At 69.2% G+C, this 16,118-nt stretch carries 16 protein-coding genes, 1 tRNA gene and 1 pseudogene; 10 read left to right on the top strand and 8 right to left on the bottom strand.

Annotated features, from left to right (window positions below; all coding sequences use genetic code 11):
• The first annotated feature begins 66 nt into the window (after nt 1–66).
• Nucleotides 67–1,767 carry a phenylacetic acid degradation protein PaaN gene (gene paaN, locus OG978_RS20260; protein ID WP_326766586.1) on the top strand — a complete coding sequence of 567 codons (1,701 nt, stop codon included), beginning with the start codon at nt 67–69 and terminating at the stop codon, nt 1,765–1,767.
• Nucleotides 1,768–1,842: 75 nt separating this feature from the next.
• Here the strand turns inward: paaN and OG978_RS20265 are convergent, their stop codons facing one another.
• The 3 genes from OG978_RS20265 to OG978_RS20275 all read right to left on the bottom strand — a co-directional run bounded on the left by OG978_RS20265 (nt 1,843) and on the right by OG978_RS20275 (nt 4,657).
• On the bottom strand, nt 1,843–2,481 hold the full coding sequence (locus OG978_RS20265; RefSeq protein WP_326770098.1) for a TrmH family RNA methyltransferase: 639 nt from the start codon (nt 2,479–2,481) through the stop codon (nt 1,843–1,845).
• A 164-nt stretch (nt 2,482–2,645) separates the two neighbouring features.
• Entirely contained in the window at nt 2,646–3,899 is a 1,254-nt protein-coding gene (locus tag OG978_RS20270; protein ID WP_326766587.1) for an HTTM domain-containing protein, read from the bottom strand.
• Complete coding sequence (locus OG978_RS20275) at nt 3,896–4,657, bottom strand: DUF5819 family protein (protein ID WP_326766588.1); 762 nt, start codon at nt 4,655–4,657, stop codon at nt 3,896–3,898. Before OG978_RS20275 ends, OG978_RS20270 begins: the two co-directional genes overlap by 4 nt.
• A gap of 115 nt (nt 4,658–4,772) precedes the next feature.
• Between OG978_RS20275 and paaA the strand changes: the two genes are divergently transcribed.
• From paaA to OG978_RS20305, 6 genes are all read left to right on the top strand, one after another.
• Complete coding sequence (paaA, locus tag OG978_RS20280; RefSeq protein ID WP_326766589.1) at nt 4,773–5,789, top strand: 1,2-phenylacetyl-CoA epoxidase subunit PaaA; 1,017 nt, start codon at nt 4,773–4,775, stop codon at nt 5,787–5,789.
• On the top strand, nt 5,786–6,076 hold the full coding sequence (paaB, locus tag OG978_RS20285) for a 1,2-phenylacetyl-CoA epoxidase subunit PaaB (RefSeq protein WP_093548044.1): 291 nt from the start codon (nt 5,786–5,788) through the stop codon (nt 6,074–6,076). The genes paaA and paaB overlap by 4 nt, the downstream gene beginning before the upstream one ends.
• Nucleotides 6,073–6,774, top strand: a complete 702-nt coding sequence (gene paaC / locus OG978_RS20290; RefSeq protein ID WP_326766590.1) for a 1,2-phenylacetyl-CoA epoxidase subunit PaaC — start codon at nt 6,073–6,075, stop codon at nt 6,772–6,774. The genes paaB and paaC overlap by 4 nt, the downstream gene beginning before the upstream one ends.
• Nucleotides 6,768–7,274, top strand: coding sequence for a 1,2-phenylacetyl-CoA epoxidase subunit PaaD (gene paaD, locus OG978_RS20295; protein ID WP_326766591.1), 507 nt, complete (start codon nt 6,768–6,770; stop codon nt 7,272–7,274). The genes paaC and paaD overlap by 7 nt, the downstream gene beginning before the upstream one ends.
• Complete coding sequence (locus tag OG978_RS20300) at nt 7,275–8,333, top strand: 2Fe-2S iron-sulfur cluster-binding protein (protein WP_326766592.1); 1,059 nt, start codon at nt 7,275–7,277, stop codon at nt 8,331–8,333.
• 150 nt (nt 8,334–8,483) lie between these two features.
• Complete coding sequence (locus tag OG978_RS20305) at nt 8,484–9,683, top strand: acyl-CoA dehydrogenase family protein (protein WP_326766593.1); 1,200 nt, start codon at nt 8,484–8,486, stop codon at nt 9,681–9,683.
• 110 nt (nt 9,684–9,793) lie between these two features.
• Here OG978_RS20305 and OG978_RS20310 read toward each other — a convergent pair whose 3' ends face one another.
• The 4 genes and pseudogenes from OG978_RS20310 to OG978_RS20325 all read right to left on the bottom strand — a co-directional run.
• Entirely contained in the window at nt 9,794–10,138 is a 345-nt protein-coding gene (locus tag OG978_RS20310; protein ID WP_326766594.1) for a rhodanese-like domain-containing protein, read from the bottom strand.
• 46 nt (nt 10,139–10,184) lie between these two features.
• A complete protein-coding gene (locus OG978_RS20315) occupies nt 10,185–11,189 on the bottom strand; it encodes a J domain-containing protein (protein WP_326766595.1) in 1,005 nt (334 codons plus the stop codon).
• 58 nt (nt 11,190–11,247) lie between these two features.
• A complete protein-coding gene (locus tag OG978_RS20320) occupies nt 11,248–12,699 on the bottom strand; it encodes a DUF2252 domain-containing protein (protein WP_326766596.1) in 1,452 nt (483 codons plus the stop codon).
• Between the two features lie 334 nt (nt 12,700–13,033).
• Nucleotides 13,034–13,531: pseudogene (locus tag OG978_RS20325) on the bottom strand (hypothetical protein); the annotation flags it as partial.
• A gap of 90 nt (nt 13,532–13,621) precedes the next feature.
• Here OG978_RS20325 and OG978_RS20330 point away from each other — a divergent pair.
• Nucleotides 13,622–14,092 carry a MarR family winged helix-turn-helix transcriptional regulator gene (locus OG978_RS20330; RefSeq protein WP_326766597.1) on the top strand — a complete coding sequence of 157 codons (471 nt, stop codon included), beginning with the start codon at nt 13,622–13,624 and terminating at the stop codon, nt 14,090–14,092.
• Nucleotides 14,093–14,256: 164 nt separating this feature from the next.
• On the opposite strand, the gene OG978_RS20335 is transcribed toward OG978_RS20330, so the two are convergent.
• Nucleotides 14,257–14,339 (bottom strand) — tRNA-Leu (locus tag OG978_RS20335).
• A 315-nt stretch (nt 14,340–14,654) separates the two neighbouring features.
• Here OG978_RS20335 and OG978_RS20340 point away from each other — a divergent pair.
• Both OG978_RS20340 and OG978_RS20345 read left to right on the top strand, forming a co-directional pair.
• Nucleotides 14,655–15,524, top strand: a complete 870-nt coding sequence (locus tag OG978_RS20340) for a DUF3662 and FHA domain-containing protein (RefSeq protein ID WP_326766598.1) — start codon at nt 14,655–14,657, stop codon at nt 15,522–15,524.
• Nucleotides 15,525–15,534: 10 nt separating this feature from the next.
• Nucleotides 15,535–16,050, top strand: coding sequence for an FHA domain-containing protein FhaB/FipA (locus OG978_RS20345; RefSeq protein WP_326766599.1), 516 nt, complete (start codon nt 15,535–15,537; stop codon nt 16,048–16,050).
• Nucleotides 16,051–16,118 lie beyond the last annotated feature (68 nt).

Consider the following 16,118-nt stretch of genomic DNA (forward strand, 5'->3'; position numbering starts at 1 on the left):
CGATCGTTCGGTTACTCTAACTCTGTCCGCCCGTCCCTGCCCAGCTCGATGAGGAGTTGGTCCGTCATGGCCGCCGAGCTCTCCCCGCACCTGCTGTCCGAGAAGCACCGCCCCACGCTCGACCAGGCCCTCGACGCGATCCGTACGCGTGCCTACTGGTCCCCGCACCCCGAGCATCCGAAGGCATACGGCGAGGGCGGCGCCCCCGGCAGCCTGAGCGCCGCCGAGGGCAAGGCCGCCTTCGACGCCGTGCTGAACACCCGGCTCGACCTCGGCCAGCCCGGCACCGACGGCTGGACGGGCGGAGAGATCTCTCCGTACGGGCCGGAGCTCGGCGTCGAGTATCCGCACGCCGACCTGGACGTCCTGCTTCCGGCGATGCGGGCGGGCATGCCCGCCTGGCGTGCGGCGGGCCCCGAGACCAGGGCCCTGATCTGTCTGGAGATCCTCGCGCGGATCAGCGCCAGGACCCACGAGTTCGGTCACGCCGTGATGCACACCAGTGGCCAGGCCTTCATGATGGCGTTCCAGGCGGGCGGCCCGCACGCCCAGGACCGCGGCCTGGAAGCTGTGGCGTACGCGTACGAGGAGCAGATCCGCACGCCGCGGAACGCCGACTGGTCCAAGCCGCAGGGCAAGCGCGACCCGCTCCAGCTGCAGAAGTCGTTCACCGCGGCCCCGCGCGGCATCTCGCTCCTGATCGGCTGCAACACCTTCCCCACGTGGAACGGCTATCCCGGCCTCTTCGCCTCCCTGGCCACCGGCAATCCGGTGCTGGTCAAGCCGCACCCACGCGCCGTGCTTCCGCTCGCGCTCACGGTGCAGCTGGCCCGTGAGGTGCTCGCCGATGCGGGCTTCGATCCCAACCTGATCGCCCTGGCCGCCGAACGGCCGGGCGAAGGCATCGCGAAGCCCCTTGCCCTCCGCCCCGAGATCAAGATCATCGACTACACCGGCTCCACCGCCTTCGGCGACTGGCTGGAGACCAACGCCCGCCAGGCCCAGGTCTACACGGAGAAGGCCGGGGTCAACACGATCGTCCTCGACTCCACGGACGACTACCGCGGAATGCTGTCCAACCTGGCGTTCTCCCTCTCCCTGTACAGCGGCCAGATGTGCACGACCCCGCAGAACCTGCTGATCCCCCGGGACGGCATCACCACCGACGCCGGCGACAAGACGTACGACGAAGTGGTCGCCGACATCGCCGCTGCGGTCACCGGCCTGCTGGGCGACGACGCCCGGGCGAACGCGCTGCTCGGCGCCCTGGTCAACCCCGATGTGAAGGCCCGCCTGGAGGCAGCCGCGGATCTGGGCGAAGTCGCCCTGCCCTCCCGTGAGGTGGCCAACCCGGAATTCCCCGACGCCGTGGTCCGTACCCCCGTCGTCATCAAGCTGGACGCCACCAAGCCGGACGACGAGGAGCACTACCTGTCGGAGTGCTTCGGCCCGGTCGCCTTCGCGGTAGCGGTCGACTCGACGGCCGACGCCGTTGAGCTGCTCCGCCGCACCGTCCGCGACAAGGGCGCGATGACGGTCGGCGCGTACACCACCTCACAGGAGGTGGAACGCGCGGTGGAAGACGTCTGCCTGGACGAATCGGCCCAGCTGTCGCTGAATCTGACCGGCGGGGTGTACGTCAACCAGACCGCCGCCTTCTCCGACTTCCACGGCTCGGGCGGCAACCCGGCCGCGAACGCGGCGCTGTGCGACGGAGCCTTCGTGTCCAACCGCTTCCGCGTGGTGGAAGTCCGCCGCCAGGCATAACCTCAGCCCCTCGCCCGCTCCTCGGCCCCTCCGGCGTCCGAGGAGCGGGGGTCCGGGCCCGAGGGCCCGCACCGTCTAGCTGCCCGCCTCAGGAATCTCCGCATACCGCTGCACCCACGCATGCATGGCAATGGCGGCCGCGGCCCCCGCGTTGATCGACCGCGTCGACCCGAACTGCGCGATGGAGCACACCATCGCCGCGTGCTTACGGGCTTCCTCGGTGAGCCCGGGCCCTTCCTGCCCGAAGAGCAGTACGCAGCGCCGCGGTAGCTCGGTCCGCTCCAGCGGCACCGCCCCCGGCAGATTGTCGATCCCGATGATCGGCAGGCCCTCGGCCTCCGCCCACGCGGTCAGCGACTCCGTGTCGGGGTGGTGCTGCACATGCTGGTACCGGTCGGTGACCATCGCACCACGCCGGTTCCAGCGCCGCCGCCCCACGATATGGATCTCCTTGGCGAGGAAGGCGTTCGCCGTGCGCACCACGGAACCGATATTGAAGTCATGGCCCCAGTTCTCGACGGCCACGTGGAAGTCGTGCCGCCGCAGATCCAGATCGGCGACGATCGCCTCCCGGGTCCAGTACCGGTAGGCATCACCCACATTGCGCCGGTCGCCGCCGGCGAGCAGCTCGGGTTCGTACCGCTCGTCCACGGGCCAGGGCAGCGGGTGTGGTCCGACGCCGATCTCCGTACCGAACCCGTCGTCGTACTGCATCGGTTCCGCGGACGGACCGGGTTCCTCCGACGGACCGGGCTCCTCCGACGGACCGGGCTCCGCCGCCACGGGCACGGCGGGCGCCTCGATCCCGACAACCTCCTCGATCAACGATTCCCCGCCGCTGCTGCCTGCGCTGCCCGTGCTGCCACTCTCACTACTACTCACCCGACGAGCGTATGGCCCCCGTCGCCACTGTGCTGCGGGACCTCCTCGTCATCGGCACCACGCCGCTGCCTCGGCACCTTGCCCCGGCCCGGGAACAGCAGCTCCCGCGCGAGGGTCACCCGGCCGCCGAGCCACACCAGGAAGACGGTCGGCAGGAAGACGGAGTCGGCGGCGATCATCGCCATGGAGAAGAAGGGCAGCCCGAGCAGCACGGCGATGCCGGCGTGCTCACAGATCATGGCGACGAGCAGAACGTTCTTGACCCGCCGGTTGAACAGGGTGAAGGGAAACGCAACCTGGACGATGACCGTGCCGTACGTAATCAGCATCACCATCACACCGCTGGACGCGAGGATGTCCGACAGCCCGGGCCAGGGCGTGAAGTAGTCGAGCTTGAGCGGGTAATAGAGCGCCGTGCCGTCCTGCCACCGCGAACCCTGGATCTTGTACCACCCCGCAGTGGCGTAGATCAGACAGACCTCGGCCATGATCACAACGAGAGTCGCGTTGTGGGCGAGGTTGGCGACGACATCGAGCAGGGTGCGCGATTCGCTGTGCGGTGCGTAACGGTTCAGAGCCCACCAGGCACCTTCGCCGACCCACAGGAACCAGAGAAGAGTCGGCAGCCACCAGGTGCCGCCGAGCCCGTCGGTCACGCCGGCCACGATCAGAACGAGACCGAGCACCACCCAGAGGACCGGACCGGCCACGTTCCCGCGCACCGGACGCCGAGGGTCGTCCGCCTCCGCGCGCACCTGTCGCGCCGTCCGCCGGGCGTCCAACGACCAGACCTGCCCGCAGCGCGTGAGTACCAGATAGATCGCCATGAGATGGATGACGTTGTCGCCGCCGTCGCCCATGAAGATGCTGCGGTTCTGCAGGGAGAGCACCCCGGCCATGAAGAGGACCGACATGGCTCGGGTGTGCCAGCCGACCATCAGCAGCGCCGCGGAGATCAGCGCGACCGCGTACACGATCTCGAACCAGACCGCGTTGTCCGACCACATGAGCGCGGTGAATGCCTGATTGCCGGATATGAGCTGCTGCGCCATGTCCCAGCGCCATGGGGCGTCGGGACCGTACATCTCGTGGCGGTGCGGCAGTTCGCGCAGCAGGAAGAACAGATAGGTGGCCGAGAATCCGATCCGGATGACGGCACTCTGGTACTGGCCGAAGGCCGTGGAGGTGACGCGCTGGATACCGCGGGCGACCTTGTGGTCGATCTTGCGGTCGGATGCGAACGTACTCACTTGTCCGCCCCCTCGGCGCTCTCGGGAAGATCCGCGGGGGTCACTGTCCACCACGGCAGTACCCGGTAGGACGGTCGCGTACTGATCTTCTCCTCGCTCCACGCGGGCGCCGCGACGGACCGCACCTCGGAACGGACCTGGATGCGCTCGACGGTGCCGCCGTAGTCGTGTTCGCTGAGGCGCAGCATCACGATGCGGCGGATGTAGCGCTCGGAGAGCTGACCGCGAAGGCCGTTGGCCCGGTTCTCGTTGTCATGGGAACTGAGGTAGAAGTCCCAGCCGCGGCGGAGTTCGTTCTGATGGACGTGGCTGGGGAGAAGACTGCCGCGTATCGCCTTGCCGTCCTCGCCGGAAAGGCTCATCCAGGGAGTGGTGCGACGCCCGTCGGCGCCGGCTATCTCGGCTCGGACATGAACGGCGATGTTCTGCTGAAGCGGGTTCGGGGCGAAGAGCTTCCAGTTCTGCTCGAACTCGGGATAGACCCACTCGTCGACCGCTTCGCCGTGCTGCTTGGTCAGGGTGTTGGAGGGCGCGACGTGCAGAAACACCATGATCAGCTGTCCACAGGCGACCAGCCCGATGACCGACAGCGCGATCGCGGCAACGATCTGGTACGGAAGCGACAGGGCGGCCATCCCGCCATGAGGGCCTGATTCCAGTGCCTGACCAGCGCCGGAAGATATTTCTTCACGCTGATCCGGCCCCGGTTCGGCGACCCCGTTCCCGCTTTCGGCGCCCCTGTCGTCGTACGAATCCATCCCGCCCCGATCCCCGTCGATCCCCGGTCAGTTATCCACAGGGTTGACACCCTACGGGCCGCCGACTCACCATTGAAGACATTGAACCGAACGATCGGTCGGTAGGGAGCCCGGGATGGCGGCAGTGACTGCGGACCAGACAGCGCAGGCGGGAGCAGACAGGCCCGAAGGGGCGGACGAGGCCCTGGAGGCGGCATTCGACGCCGCGGTGGCAGCGGACGAGCGCATCGAGCCACGCGACTGGATGCCCGATGCGTACCGTGCCTCGCTGGTCAGGCAAATGGCCCAGCATGCCCACTCCGAAATCATCGGCATGCAGCCGGAGGCCAACTGGATCTCGCGCGCGCCCTCGCTGCGCCGCAAGGCGATCCTGATGGCCAAGGTGCAGGACGAGGCAGGCCATGGGCTCTACCTGTACAGCGCGGCGGAGACCCTCGGCACCGGCCGCGAGGAGCTGCTCGACAAACTTCACGCGGGCCGCCAGAGGTATTCATCGATCTTCAACTACCCGACGCTGACCTGGGCGGACGTCGGCGCGATCGGCTGGCTCGTGGACGGCGCCGCGATCACCAACCAGGTGCCGCTGTGCCGCTGCTCCTACGGCCCGTACGCCCGGGCGATGGTCCGTATCTGCAAGGAGGAGTCCTTCCACCAGCGGCAGGGATACGAACTGCTGCTCACCCTCAGCAGCGGCACCCCGGCGCAGCACGAGATGGCGCAGGACGCGGTGAACCGCTGGTGGTGGCCGTCCCTGATGATGTTCGGCCCGCCGGACGACGCATCGGCCCACTCGGCGCAGTCGATGACCTGGAAGATCAAGCGCCACTCCAACGACGAGCTGCGGCAGCGCTTCGTGGACATCTGTGTCCCGCAGGCCGAGGCGCTGGGGCTCGCCCTCCCGGACCCGGACCTCCGGTGGAACGAGGAACGCGGACACCACGACTTCGGGGCGATCGACTGGAAGGAGTTCCAGGAGGTCCTCAAGGGCAACGGCCCGTGCAACGAGCAGCGCCTCACCCAGCGCCGCCGGGCGCACGAGGAGGGAGCCTGGGTCCGGGACGCGGCGGTTGCCTACGCCGAGAAGCACACAGCAGCGCACACAGCAGTGAGGAACGGGGAGGCGACAGCATGAGCAGCTCGACCGAATGGCCACTGTGGGAGGTGTTCGTGCGTTCACGCCGCGGTCTTTCCCACACCCACGCGGGCAGCCTGCACGCCCCGGACGCGGAAATGGCCCTGCGCAACGCGCGCGATCTGTACACGCGCCGTTCCGAGGGCGTCTCCATCTGGGTGGTCCCGTCCGCACAGGTCACGGCCTCCTCGCCGGACGAGAAGGACTCCTTCTTCGAGCCTGCCGGTGACAAGCCGTACCGGCATCCGACGTTCTACGAGATCCCGGAAGGGGTGAAGCACCTGTGACCGCGGCCCTCGCCCTGGGCGACGACGCGCTGGTGCTCTCGCACCGACTGGGGGAGTGGGCGGGCCATGCCCCCGTGCTGGAAGAAGAAGTGGCCCTGGCCAACATCGCCCTGGACCTGCTGGGGCAGGCCCGGGTGCTCCTCTCCCTGGTCGGGGACGAGGACGAGCTGGCGTATCTGCGCGAGGAACGCGCCTTCCGCAACGTCCAGTTGGTCGAGCAGCCGAACGGCGACTTCGCCCACACCATCGCCCGCCAGCTCTACTTCTCCGCCTACCAGCGACTGCTGTACGAGCAGCTGGCATCGGGCGAGAACGCCTTCGCCGGCCTCGCGGCGAAGGCCGTCAAGGAGGTCGCGTACCACCAGGACCACGCGGAGCAGTGGACGCTGCGGCTCGGCGACGGCACGGACGAGAGTCATGACCGGATGCAGCGCGCCGTCGACGCCCTGTGGCGGTTCACCGGCGAGCTGTTCGAACCCGTCGAGGGCCTGGAGATCGACTGGCAGCCGCTGCGTGGCGGCTGGCTGGAGTCCGTCTCCGCGGTGCTGGAGCGGGCCACGCTGACGCTGCCGGCCGGTCCTCAGTCCGGGGCCTGGACGGCTGGCGCGGGACGCCAGGGCATCCACACCGAACCCTTCGGCCGCATGATCGCCGAGATGCAGCATCTGCATCGCAGCCACCCGGGGGCGTCATGGTGACCGAGACACTCCTGGAGAAGGAACTGCACCGCCTCGCAGGCTCCGTACCCGATCCCGAACTGCCTGTGCTGACCCTGGACGAGCTGGGGGTGCTCCGGGGCGTGGATGTTCTCGCCCCCGGCAAGGTCACCGTGCGTCTCACCCCGACCTACACGGGCTGCCCTGCGATCGAGGCCATGTCCGCCGACATCGAGCAGGTGCTGCACGACCACGGCATACCGGAGGTCTCCGTGGTCACCGTGCTCTCACCGGCCTGGTCCACGGACGACATCAGTGCGGAAGGGCGGCGCAAGCTGGCCGAGTTCGGCATAGCGCCCCCGCGCCCGCACGATGTCGCGGCCCCCGCGGGCGGCCCGGTGCCGCTCACGCTCTCGGTGCGCTGCCCGCACTGCGGCTCGACCGATACGGAGCTGCTGAGCCGGTTCTCCTCCACCGCGTGCAAGGCACTGCGCCGCTGCGTGACGTGCCGCGAACCGTTCGACCACTTCAAGGAGTTGTAGATGTTCCATCCGCTCCGGGTCCGCACGATCGAACGGCTCACGGACGATTCGGTGGCCGTCACCCTCGCCGTGCCGCCCGAGTTGCGCGAGACCTTCCGCCACAAGCCCGGCCAGCACCTCAATGTGCGGTACACGGTCGACGGCGAGGAGATCCGCCGCTCGTACTCGATCTGCTCCCCGGCCACCGCGGATCCGGACGATCCGGTGCTGCGGGTGGGCATCCGGCTCGTCGACGGCGGCGCGTTCTCCACGTACGCCCTGAAGGAACTCGCCGTCGGTGACGTGGTCGAGGCGATGTCTCCGATGGGCCGCTTCGTGCTGACGCCCCGCGCCGGACACTTCGCGGCGATCGTCGGGGGCAGCGGAATCACGCCGGTGCTGTCGATCGCGGCCACCCTGCTGGGGCGGGAGCCCGACGCCCATTTCTGTCTGATCCGCAGCGACCGGACAGCGCTCTCGACAATGTTCCTGGACGAGGTCGCCGACCTCAAGGACCGCTATCCGGACCGGTTCCAGCTGGTCACGGTGCTCTCCCGGGAGGAGCAGCAGGCAGGTCTTCCCTCCGGCCGGCTGGACCAGGACCGTCTCACCGAGCTACTGCCCGCACTGCTTCCACTCACCGAGGTGGACGGCTGGTATCTCTGCGGGCCGTTCGGACTGGTCCGGGCCGCTGACCGGGCGCTGCGCGGCCTGGGCATCGACCGGACCCGCATCCACCAGGAGATCTTCCATGTGGACGACGGCCCGAGCACATCCGCCCGTCCCCGGGTCGAATCGCCCGCTCACAGCAGGCTCACCGCGACTCTGGACGGCCGTTCCGGCACCTGGCCGGTCCAGGATGGCGAATCGCTGCTGGAGACCGTGCTGCACAGCCGCGCCGACGCACCGTACGCCTGCAAGGGCGGGGTATGCGGGACCTGCCGGGCGTTCCTGGTCTCGGGCGAGGTGCGGATGGACCGCAACTTCGCGTTGGAGCCCGAGGAGACGGGCGCGGGCTATGTGCTGGCGTGCCAGTCACATCCGGTCACACCGGAGGTGGAGCTCGACTTCGACCGCTGACCGCTGACGGCTGACCACTCCCCGTTCCCCGTTCCCCGTTCCCCGTTCCCCGTCGCCTCCCCTCCTGCTGTTCCCTTCTCATAGAACCTGCTCTATCTTGACGACCCGTCAAATTCGGGCAGGGGCATCGGTCAACGGGAGGCCAGGGCAGTGGACTTCACCTTCACCGAGGAACAGCAGGCGGCCGCGGAGGCAGCGCGAGCGGTCTTCTCAGGAGTCGCACCGGACGGGGTCCCCAGCCCCGCTCTCGTGCCGGGCGCGGTGGCCGAGGACATCGACCGCCCGCTGTGGGCCAGGCTTGCCTCCAGCGATCTGCTGAGTCTGACGCTGTCGCCGGAGCACGGCGGGGCCGGGCTCGATCTCGTCGCGCTCTGCCTGGTGTTGCGCGAGTCCGCCAAGGTGCTCGCGAGAGTGCCGTTGCTGGAGACGTGCGCGGTCGCAATGGCACTCCAGCGGTACGGAGACCCGCGGCTGGCCGCCGAGTTGCTGCCCCGGATCGGCCGGGGCGAACTGGTCCTCACGGTCGGGTCCAACGGCCGCTCCGGCCACGATCCGGCCGAACTCGCCGTCACCGCCCGCCAGGAGACGACAACACGAACCGTCCGGACGGACGAAGTGCCCGATGATGCCGCCGGTGACGCCGTCGACGAGACTGCCGGCTGGGTGCTCGACGGAATGCAGTCAGCAGTGCCGTGGGCGCAGGCAGCGGACTGGATCGCGATTCCGGCCCACACGGACGAGGGCCGGGCGGTCGTCGCCCTGATCCGGCCCACCCAGGACGGCGTCGCCCTGGCCGAGCAGGTCTCCACCAGCGGTGAACGGTCCGCCGAGGTCCGGCTCGAATCAGTACGGATCGACGGCCACGCACTGATCGACAGCGCCGGGGCCTGGGAGTGGCTGCGCGCCCTCCTCACCACCGGGACATGCGCGCTCGCACTGGGCCTGGGTGAGGCCGTGCTCGCCATGACGAGCGAATACACCGGCAAGCGCGAGCAGTTCGGCTTCCCGGTGGCGACCTTCCAGTCCGTCGCGGTACAGGCCGCGGACCGGTACATCGACCTACGGGCCATGGAAGTGACGCTCTGGCAGGCGGCCTGGCGGATCTCCACCGGGGCCGACGGGACGCTGCCTGCCGAGGGCGACATTGCCGTGGCGAAGATCTGGGCGTCGGACGGTGTCCGCCGGGTCGTGCAGACGGCACAGCACCTTCACGGCGGGTTCGGCGCGGACACGGACTACCCGCTGCACCGCTTTCACGCCTGGGCGAAGCAGATCGAGCTGTCCCTCGGCCCGGCAGCGGCACACGAGGAGGCACTGGGCGACCTTCTGGCCGCCCATCTCCTCGGCTGACACCGGTCGAACGGCAAACAGGCCCGGCCGGCCGATCCGCCGGACCACCACGCCACCACCCGCGAAACAGCTCCCCGGCAGAGCAGCTCCTGACAGAACGGCTCCCCGGCTCAGAGCACGAAGGCCGGGTTGCCGCTCTCCGTGACCATCGGGCGTCCGGCACCGTCCCAGGCGAGCATCCCGCCGTCGATGTTCACGGCGTCGATGCCCTGCTGCACCAGGTACTGGGTGACCTGGGCCGACCGGCCACCGACCCGGCACATGACGTGCACGCGCTGGCCGTCGTCAGCGGCCTCGGTCAGCTCGCCGAAGCGGGCCACGAAGTCGCTCATCGGAATGTGCAGGGCGCCCTCGACATGCCCGGCCGCCCATTCGTTGTCCTCCCGGACGTCCAGCACGAAGCCGTCCGACGGAACCGCCGCGACATCCACCGAGGGCAGCGGGGCGAAATTCATGGGTCATGCCTTCTCTCGTACGTACGCTCCAGAGTCACCTGGAACGCTACTGCACCATGCCCGCCAGCTCCGCCTCGCGCTGCGCGACCTCGCCCAGCAACTGCTCGGCGATCTCGTCGAGCAGCCGGTCGGGATCGTCCGGCGCCATCCGCAGCATGGCCCCGATCGCGCTCTCCTCCAGCTCCTGGGCGAGCACCGTCAGAAGCTCCTTGCGCTGGGTCAGCCAGTTCAGCCGGGCGTAGAGCTCCTCACTCTCGCTGAGCTCCGTCTCCGGGGTCACCGGGCCCGCCGCCCACTCCTGCGCCAGCTCCATCAGGAGCGCCTCGTCCCCCCGCCCGTATGCGGCGTTCACGCGGGCGATGAACTCGTCCCGGCGGGCCCGCTCCGTCTCGTCCTGCGCCAGGTCCGGGTGGGCCCGGCGTGCCAGGTCGCGGTAGAGCTTGCGCGCCTCCTCGGTCGGCCGGACCCGCTTGGGCGGCCGGACCGGCTGTTCGGTCAGCATCGCCGCGGCCTCGGGGGACAGCCCGTCGGAGTCGATCCAGTCGTGGAACAACTCGTCGACGCCCGGCATCGGCATCACGATCGCCCGGGCCTCCTGCGCTTTACGGATGTCTTCCGGGTCGCCCGTCCTGGCGGCCCGGGCCTCCGCGATCTGCGCATCGAGCTCATCGAGGCGGGTGTACATGGGCCCGAGCTTCTGGTGATGCAGCCGGGAGAAGTTCTCCACCTCGACCCGGAAGGTCTCCACCGCGATCTCGAACTCGATCAGCGCCTGCTCCGCCACCCGAACCGCCCTCGCGAGCCGAGCCTCTGGCCGCTCCCCCTCAGCACGACCACCCGTCCCCCCGCCGGCGTCCCCGCCCGCCGCCCCATCGGCAGCCCCGTCTCCGGCGCTGTTCTCCGAACCGGCACCGGCCTGCCGACCGTGCTGCTCAAGCGGCTCGCCCTGCCCGCACTGCTCGTTCTGGGCATGCTGCTCGCGCTGCCGGTCGTTGTCCTGCCGGTCATCGTCGTTCCGGGTGGTCGGCACCCCGGCGGCTTCGTGGGTCACCCGTCCAGCGTATGGCCACGGCCCACGTCCCGAGGACGCACGGTCGGCCCGATGCCCCTCAGACGCCCAGTTCGGCGGCTATCCGCCCCGAACCGATGGCCCGCACCAACTCCGCGTGGTCCGCCTCCGTACGGTCCGCGTAGGTCACCGCGAACGCCGCCACCGCCTCGTCCAGTTCCTCGTTCTTGCCGCAGTAGCCCGCGATCAGCCGCGGATCCGCGCTGTGCGCATGGGCCCGCGCCAACAGCGCACCGGTCATCCGGCCGTAGTCGTCGACCTGATCGGCTGCCAGTGCCGCCGGATCCACACTGCCCTTGCGGTTCCTGAACTGCCGTACCTGGAACGGGCGCCCGTCCACCGTCGTCCAGCCCAGCAGGATGTCGCTGACGACCTGCATCCGCTTCTGCCCGAGCACCACCCGGTGCCCCTCGTGCGCCACCTCCGGCACATCGAAGCCGACAGCCGGCAAGTACGGCGCCAGCACGGAGCGCCGCGCCTCCTTCACCTGCAGCACCAGGGGCTCACCACGGTGATCGAGCAGGAGCACCACGTACGACCGGGTGCCGACGCTCCCGGTACCGACCACCCGGAACGCCACGTCGTGGATCGCGTACCGGGCGAGGAGCGGAACCCGGTCCTCCGAGATCGTGCCCAGATAGTCGCCGAGTCCCGCCGCGACCGCCGCGACCTCCTCGTCCGGCACCCGCCGCAGCACCGGCGGCGCGTCGATGAAGCGGCGTCCGCCGTCCCCGGAATCCTCGGTGGACTTGGCCGCGAAGCGGGCGCTGGTGTTGTTGCGGGCCTTCTCCGAGACCCGCTCCAGAGTGCCGAGGAGATCCCGCGCATCCGTGTGCGAGACCAACTCCTCGTCCGCGATGGCGTTCCAGGCGTCGAGCGCGGGCAACTTGGCCAGCAGTCGCATCGTCCGCCGGTACGCGCCCACCGTGTCGTACGCGCCCTGCCGGCAGGCGTCCTCGTCCGCCCCGGCCTCGCGCCCCGCGAGCACCAGCGAGGTGGCCAGCCGCTTGAGGTCCCATTCCCATGGGCCGAACACGGTCTCGTCGAAGTCGTTCAGATCGATGACCAGGCTGCCCCTCGCATCGCCGTACAGCCCGAAATTGGCCGCGTGCGCATCGCCGCAGAGCTGGGCACCCACCCCGCTGACCGGTGCGCCCACCAGGTCATGGGCCATCAGCCCGGCCGAGCCGCGCAGAAAGGCAAAGGGTGTGGCCGCCATCCGCCCCACCCGGATCGGGGCGAGGGAGGGCACTCTGCCCCGGCTCGACTCCTCGACCGCCTGCACCGCGTCGGGCCGCCCGGCCGGAAGGTCCAGGAACGCGTGCGAGGCCCTGGGCACCCGCTCGCGCAGCGCCTTGCCCTCCTCCCTCGGCGACTGCGCCGCGCCCCCGCCCGCCACAGCCGCCCGCCGCGCGAATCCGGGCACGACCGGAATACGCGGATCACCTGTCACGGCCCGCTGAACCGGCACTGTCGCTTCGATCTCACCCATGGCGCGCAGCCTCCCCCGCTCTCGCCCTGCGCTCCCGGCCCGACGCCTCGTCGCAGATCAATTGCGACGAAGGTACCGCCGACGACCGAAAGCCGTCTGCCCCTGTGGAAAACACACCCTGCGGCCTGTGGACAACGATCCGCCCTGGTCAGACGCCGACGGCCTCTTCCATCTCCTCCTCGATCTCCTCCTCGTCGCCCGCCTCGGTCCGGGCCCCGGCCCCGGTCCTGGCGGCGTACTTCGGCCCGTGTGCTCCGCCGGCCTCGGCAGAACCGGCGACGACGTCGGTGCCGGCCGCTGCCGCCTCCACCCCGGCCTTCCGCCGCTTCGACTCCGAGCCGATGCTCACCGCGACCAGCAGGAAGAAGATTCCCTGGCCGGTCGGATCGCCGTCCGCGGTCGGCACCGTGTCCGTCACCTTCAGCGGGTCACCCTGTCCGGCGGCGACCTTGGTGAACACCTCTCGACCACCGTGGCACTGGTGTCGGAGGACGCGCCGGCCACGAGCAGCTCGGGGTTCTTCCCCGGCAGGTAGGCGCCATAACTCGCCTGCGTCTTGAAGTGGTTCACCGCCGCGGCGCGGTCGGGAACGGTACGTACGCTCAGCGCCCCGTCACTCTTGTCCTGCAGCGTCTGCGCGAGCACCTGCGCGCTCGGCCCCGAACCGACCACGTCCACCCGAAGATCGTGCGGCTCCGGGGCATGGAAGGCCCCGAGACAGGCGAGCCCCATACCGATGCACATCAGCAGTCGCGTGACGAAATGGCCCAGTACATGACGGAGAGCGGCGGCGGTGGAGCCGGCGGTCGGCGGCACTCGGGCCTGTGGACATGCAGAACACTGCAATAGTTGGCTTTTACAACTCCTAACTAGTTGTATTACACAACTGAAATTCGGGAACCGCGAGACGGAAGGCGGAACAGTGCCAGGCAGCCCCGAGGAACGTGAAGAGTCACTGGACGTCATCCAGCGAGAACTGACCGTCTTTGCGCGCCGCGCGCGGGCCGCGGCGGCCCGCCTCCATCCGGAGCTCTCTCTGGTCTCGTACACGCTGCTGGCGCACATCGACGACCGGCACGGCTGCCGCGCCACAGATCTGGCCGCGCACTACATGCTGGACAAATCGACGGTCAGCCGGCAGATCGGCGCCCTGGAGAAACTGGGACTGGTCGAGCGCCACCCGGACCCCGACGACCACCGGATCCAGGTACTGCACCCCACCGCGGCCGGAACCCAGGCCCTCGCCTCCACGCAGGCCAGCCGCCGCACGGCCTACCAGGAGCGCCTCGCGTACTGGACGGAGGAAGATCTCGCCCGGTTCGCGGAGTACCTGCTGCGCTACAACTCAGCGGGCAACATCACCACGGCCACCCCGCAGAGCCCTGGGGCCTGATCCAGCCCCGTCTCCCCATATACACCCCGTAGAGCTCGTACGGCTCGTACGACTCGTAAGCCCTATCAACCCGCAGAACGCCTCGAATCCGACGTTTCACGTGAAACCGGAACCCGGGAACGAAGAAGCCCCACAGACCGTTGGCCTGTGGGGCTTCTCTCTTGTGCGCGAGGGGGGATTTGAACCCCCACGTCCCTAAGGACACTGGCACCTGAAGCCAGCGCGTCTGCCGTTCCGCCACTCGCGCAAGAGTGGTGTTTCCAGACTCTCGCACCGCTTGGTGCGATTCCCTGGCGACATCCGGAAGATTAGCACGCTGGACAGGGTGGATTCACATCCGTTGTTTCACCGGCCGACCGACGGGAACCGGGAACGCCGAGCGGCCGCCCCCACTCCTCCTGTGTGCACCCCGGGTGCGGGACACTGTGAGGGGGCCGCCTCTACGATCCGTGTGAGAGGTGACACTCATCCACAGGGCAGACAAGGGGAACCAGCCGATTTCCCGACGCGTGGATACGATCAGTAAGCAGTACAGGGACGACTACGACGGAGGAGGTGCCCCATGGGAGTCATGAAGCGTTTCGAGCAGCGTCTCGAAGGTCTGGTCAACGGCACCTTCGCCAAGGTCTTCAAGTCCGAGGTCCAGCCGGTCGAGATCGCAGGAGCCCTCCAGCGCGAGTGCGACAACAACGCAACGATCTGGAACCGCGAGCGGACCGTCGTCCCCAACGACTTCATCGTGGAGCTCAGCACCCCGGACTACGAGCGTCTCAGCCCGTACTCCGGCCAGTTGGGCGACGAACTCTCCGGGCTGGTCCGCGACTACGCCAAGCAGCAGCGGTACACCTTCATGGGCCCCATCAAGGTCCACCTGGAGAAGGCCGACGACCTCGACACCGGGCTCTACCGGGTACGCAGCCGCACCCTGGCGTCGAGTTCGTCACAGCAGGACCCCCAGGGCCGCCAAGGACTGCAGGGCCAGCCCCCCCACCCGGGCCCGGGCCGGTCCCCGCAACCCACCGGCGGCTACGGATACCCGCCCAGCTCCGCCCCTCCCATGCCCGCGGCCCCGCCGCCGGGCGCCGGCAGGTCCGGAGCCCCCAGCACCGACCGGCACCCGCCGGCCGGGCCCAGCCCCCTGCCGAACGCGCAGGTGCGACGCTGGATCGAGATCAACGGCACCCGCCATCAGATCTCCCGCCCGACGCTGGTGCTGGGACGCAGCACCGACGCCGACGTGCGGATCGACGACCCCGGCGTATCGCGTCGGCACTGTGAGATCCGGACCGGAACGCCCTCGACGATCCAGGATCTCGGATCTACCAACGGCATCGTGGTAGACGGGCAGCACACCACCCGCGCTACGCTCCGCGACGGCTCGCGGATCGTCGTGGGCAGCACCACCATCGTTTACCGGCAAGCCGAAGGGTGAAGCGGGGGCAATGTCAGAGCTGACCCTGACGGTCATGCGGCTAGGTTTCCTGGCTGTTCTGTGGCTGTTCGTGATCGTGGCCGTCCAGGTCATCCGCAGCGACCTGTTCGGAACGCGCGTCACGCAGCGCGGCTCACGCCGCAACGCGAACGACGCACGGCCTCCACAGGCACGCCAGAATGCCGCGGCACCGCCGCAGCAACGCCAGCAGCCAGGCCGCCAGCGCCGGGGAGCACCCACAAAGCTGGTCGTCTCCGAGGGCAGCCTCACCGGCACCACGGTGGCCCTCCAGGGGCAGACCATCACGCTGGGCCGGGCGCACGATTCAACGATCGTGCTGGACGACGACTACGCGTCCAGCAGGCATGCCAGGATCTACCCCGACCGTGACGGCCAGTGGATCGTCGAGGATCTCGGGTCCACCAACGGCACGTATCTCGACCGGACCCGACTCACCACCCCGACACCTGTTCCGCTGGGCGCGCCGATCCGGATCGGCAAGACCGTCATCGAGCTGCGGAAGTAGTACGACAATGAGCGAGCGGAGCGAGCGAGCCGCGGCGGTCCGGGCAACGGACCCCGCCCGGCTCCCGA

The organism is Streptomyces sp. NBC_01591, assembly GCF_035918155.1.
Taxonomy (GTDB): domain Bacteria; phylum Actinomycetota; class Actinomycetes; order Streptomycetales; family Streptomycetaceae; genus Streptomyces.

Bases quoted from the DNA above. Each gene is read 5' to 3' on its own strand.
- paaN (WP_326766586.1), top strand. From the start codon at position 67: ATGGCCGCCGAGCTCTCCCCGCACCTGCTGTCCGAGAAGCACCGCCCC.
- OG978_RS20265 (WP_326770098.1), bottom strand. From the start codon at position 2,481: ATGCAGTACGACGACGGGTTCGGTACGGAGATCGGCGTCGGACCACAC.
- OG978_RS20275 (WP_326766588.1), bottom strand. From the start codon at position 4,657: ATGGATTCGTACGACGACAGGGGCGCCGAAAGCGGGAACGGGGTCGCC.
- paaA (WP_326766589.1), top strand. From the start codon at position 4,773: ATGGCGGCAGTGACTGCGGACCAGACAGCGCAGGCGGGAGCAGACAGG.
- paaB (WP_093548044.1), top strand. From the start codon at position 5,786: ATGAGCAGCTCGACCGAATGGCCACTGTGGGAGGTGTTCGTGCGTTCA.
- paaD (WP_326766591.1), top strand. From the start codon at position 6,768: ATGGTGACCGAGACACTCCTGGAGAAGGAACTGCACCGCCTCGCAGGC.
- OG978_RS20300 (WP_326766592.1), top strand. From the start codon at position 7,275: ATGTTCCATCCGCTCCGGGTCCGCACGATCGAACGGCTCACGGACGAT.
- OG978_RS20310 (WP_326766594.1), bottom strand. From the start codon at position 10,138: ATGAATTTCGCCCCGCTGCCCTCGGTGGATGTCGCGGCGGTTCCGTCG.
- OG978_RS20320 (WP_326766596.1), bottom strand. From the start codon at position 12,699: ATGGGTGAGATCGAAGCGACAGTGCCGGTTCAGCGGGCCGTGACAGGT.
- OG978_RS20340 (WP_326766598.1), top strand. From the start codon at position 14,655: ATGGGAGTCATGAAGCGTTTCGAGCAGCGTCTCGAAGGTCTGGTCAAC.
- OG978_RS20345 (WP_326766599.1), top strand. From the start codon at position 15,535: ATGTCAGAGCTGACCCTGACGGTCATGCGGCTAGGTTTCCTGGCTGTT.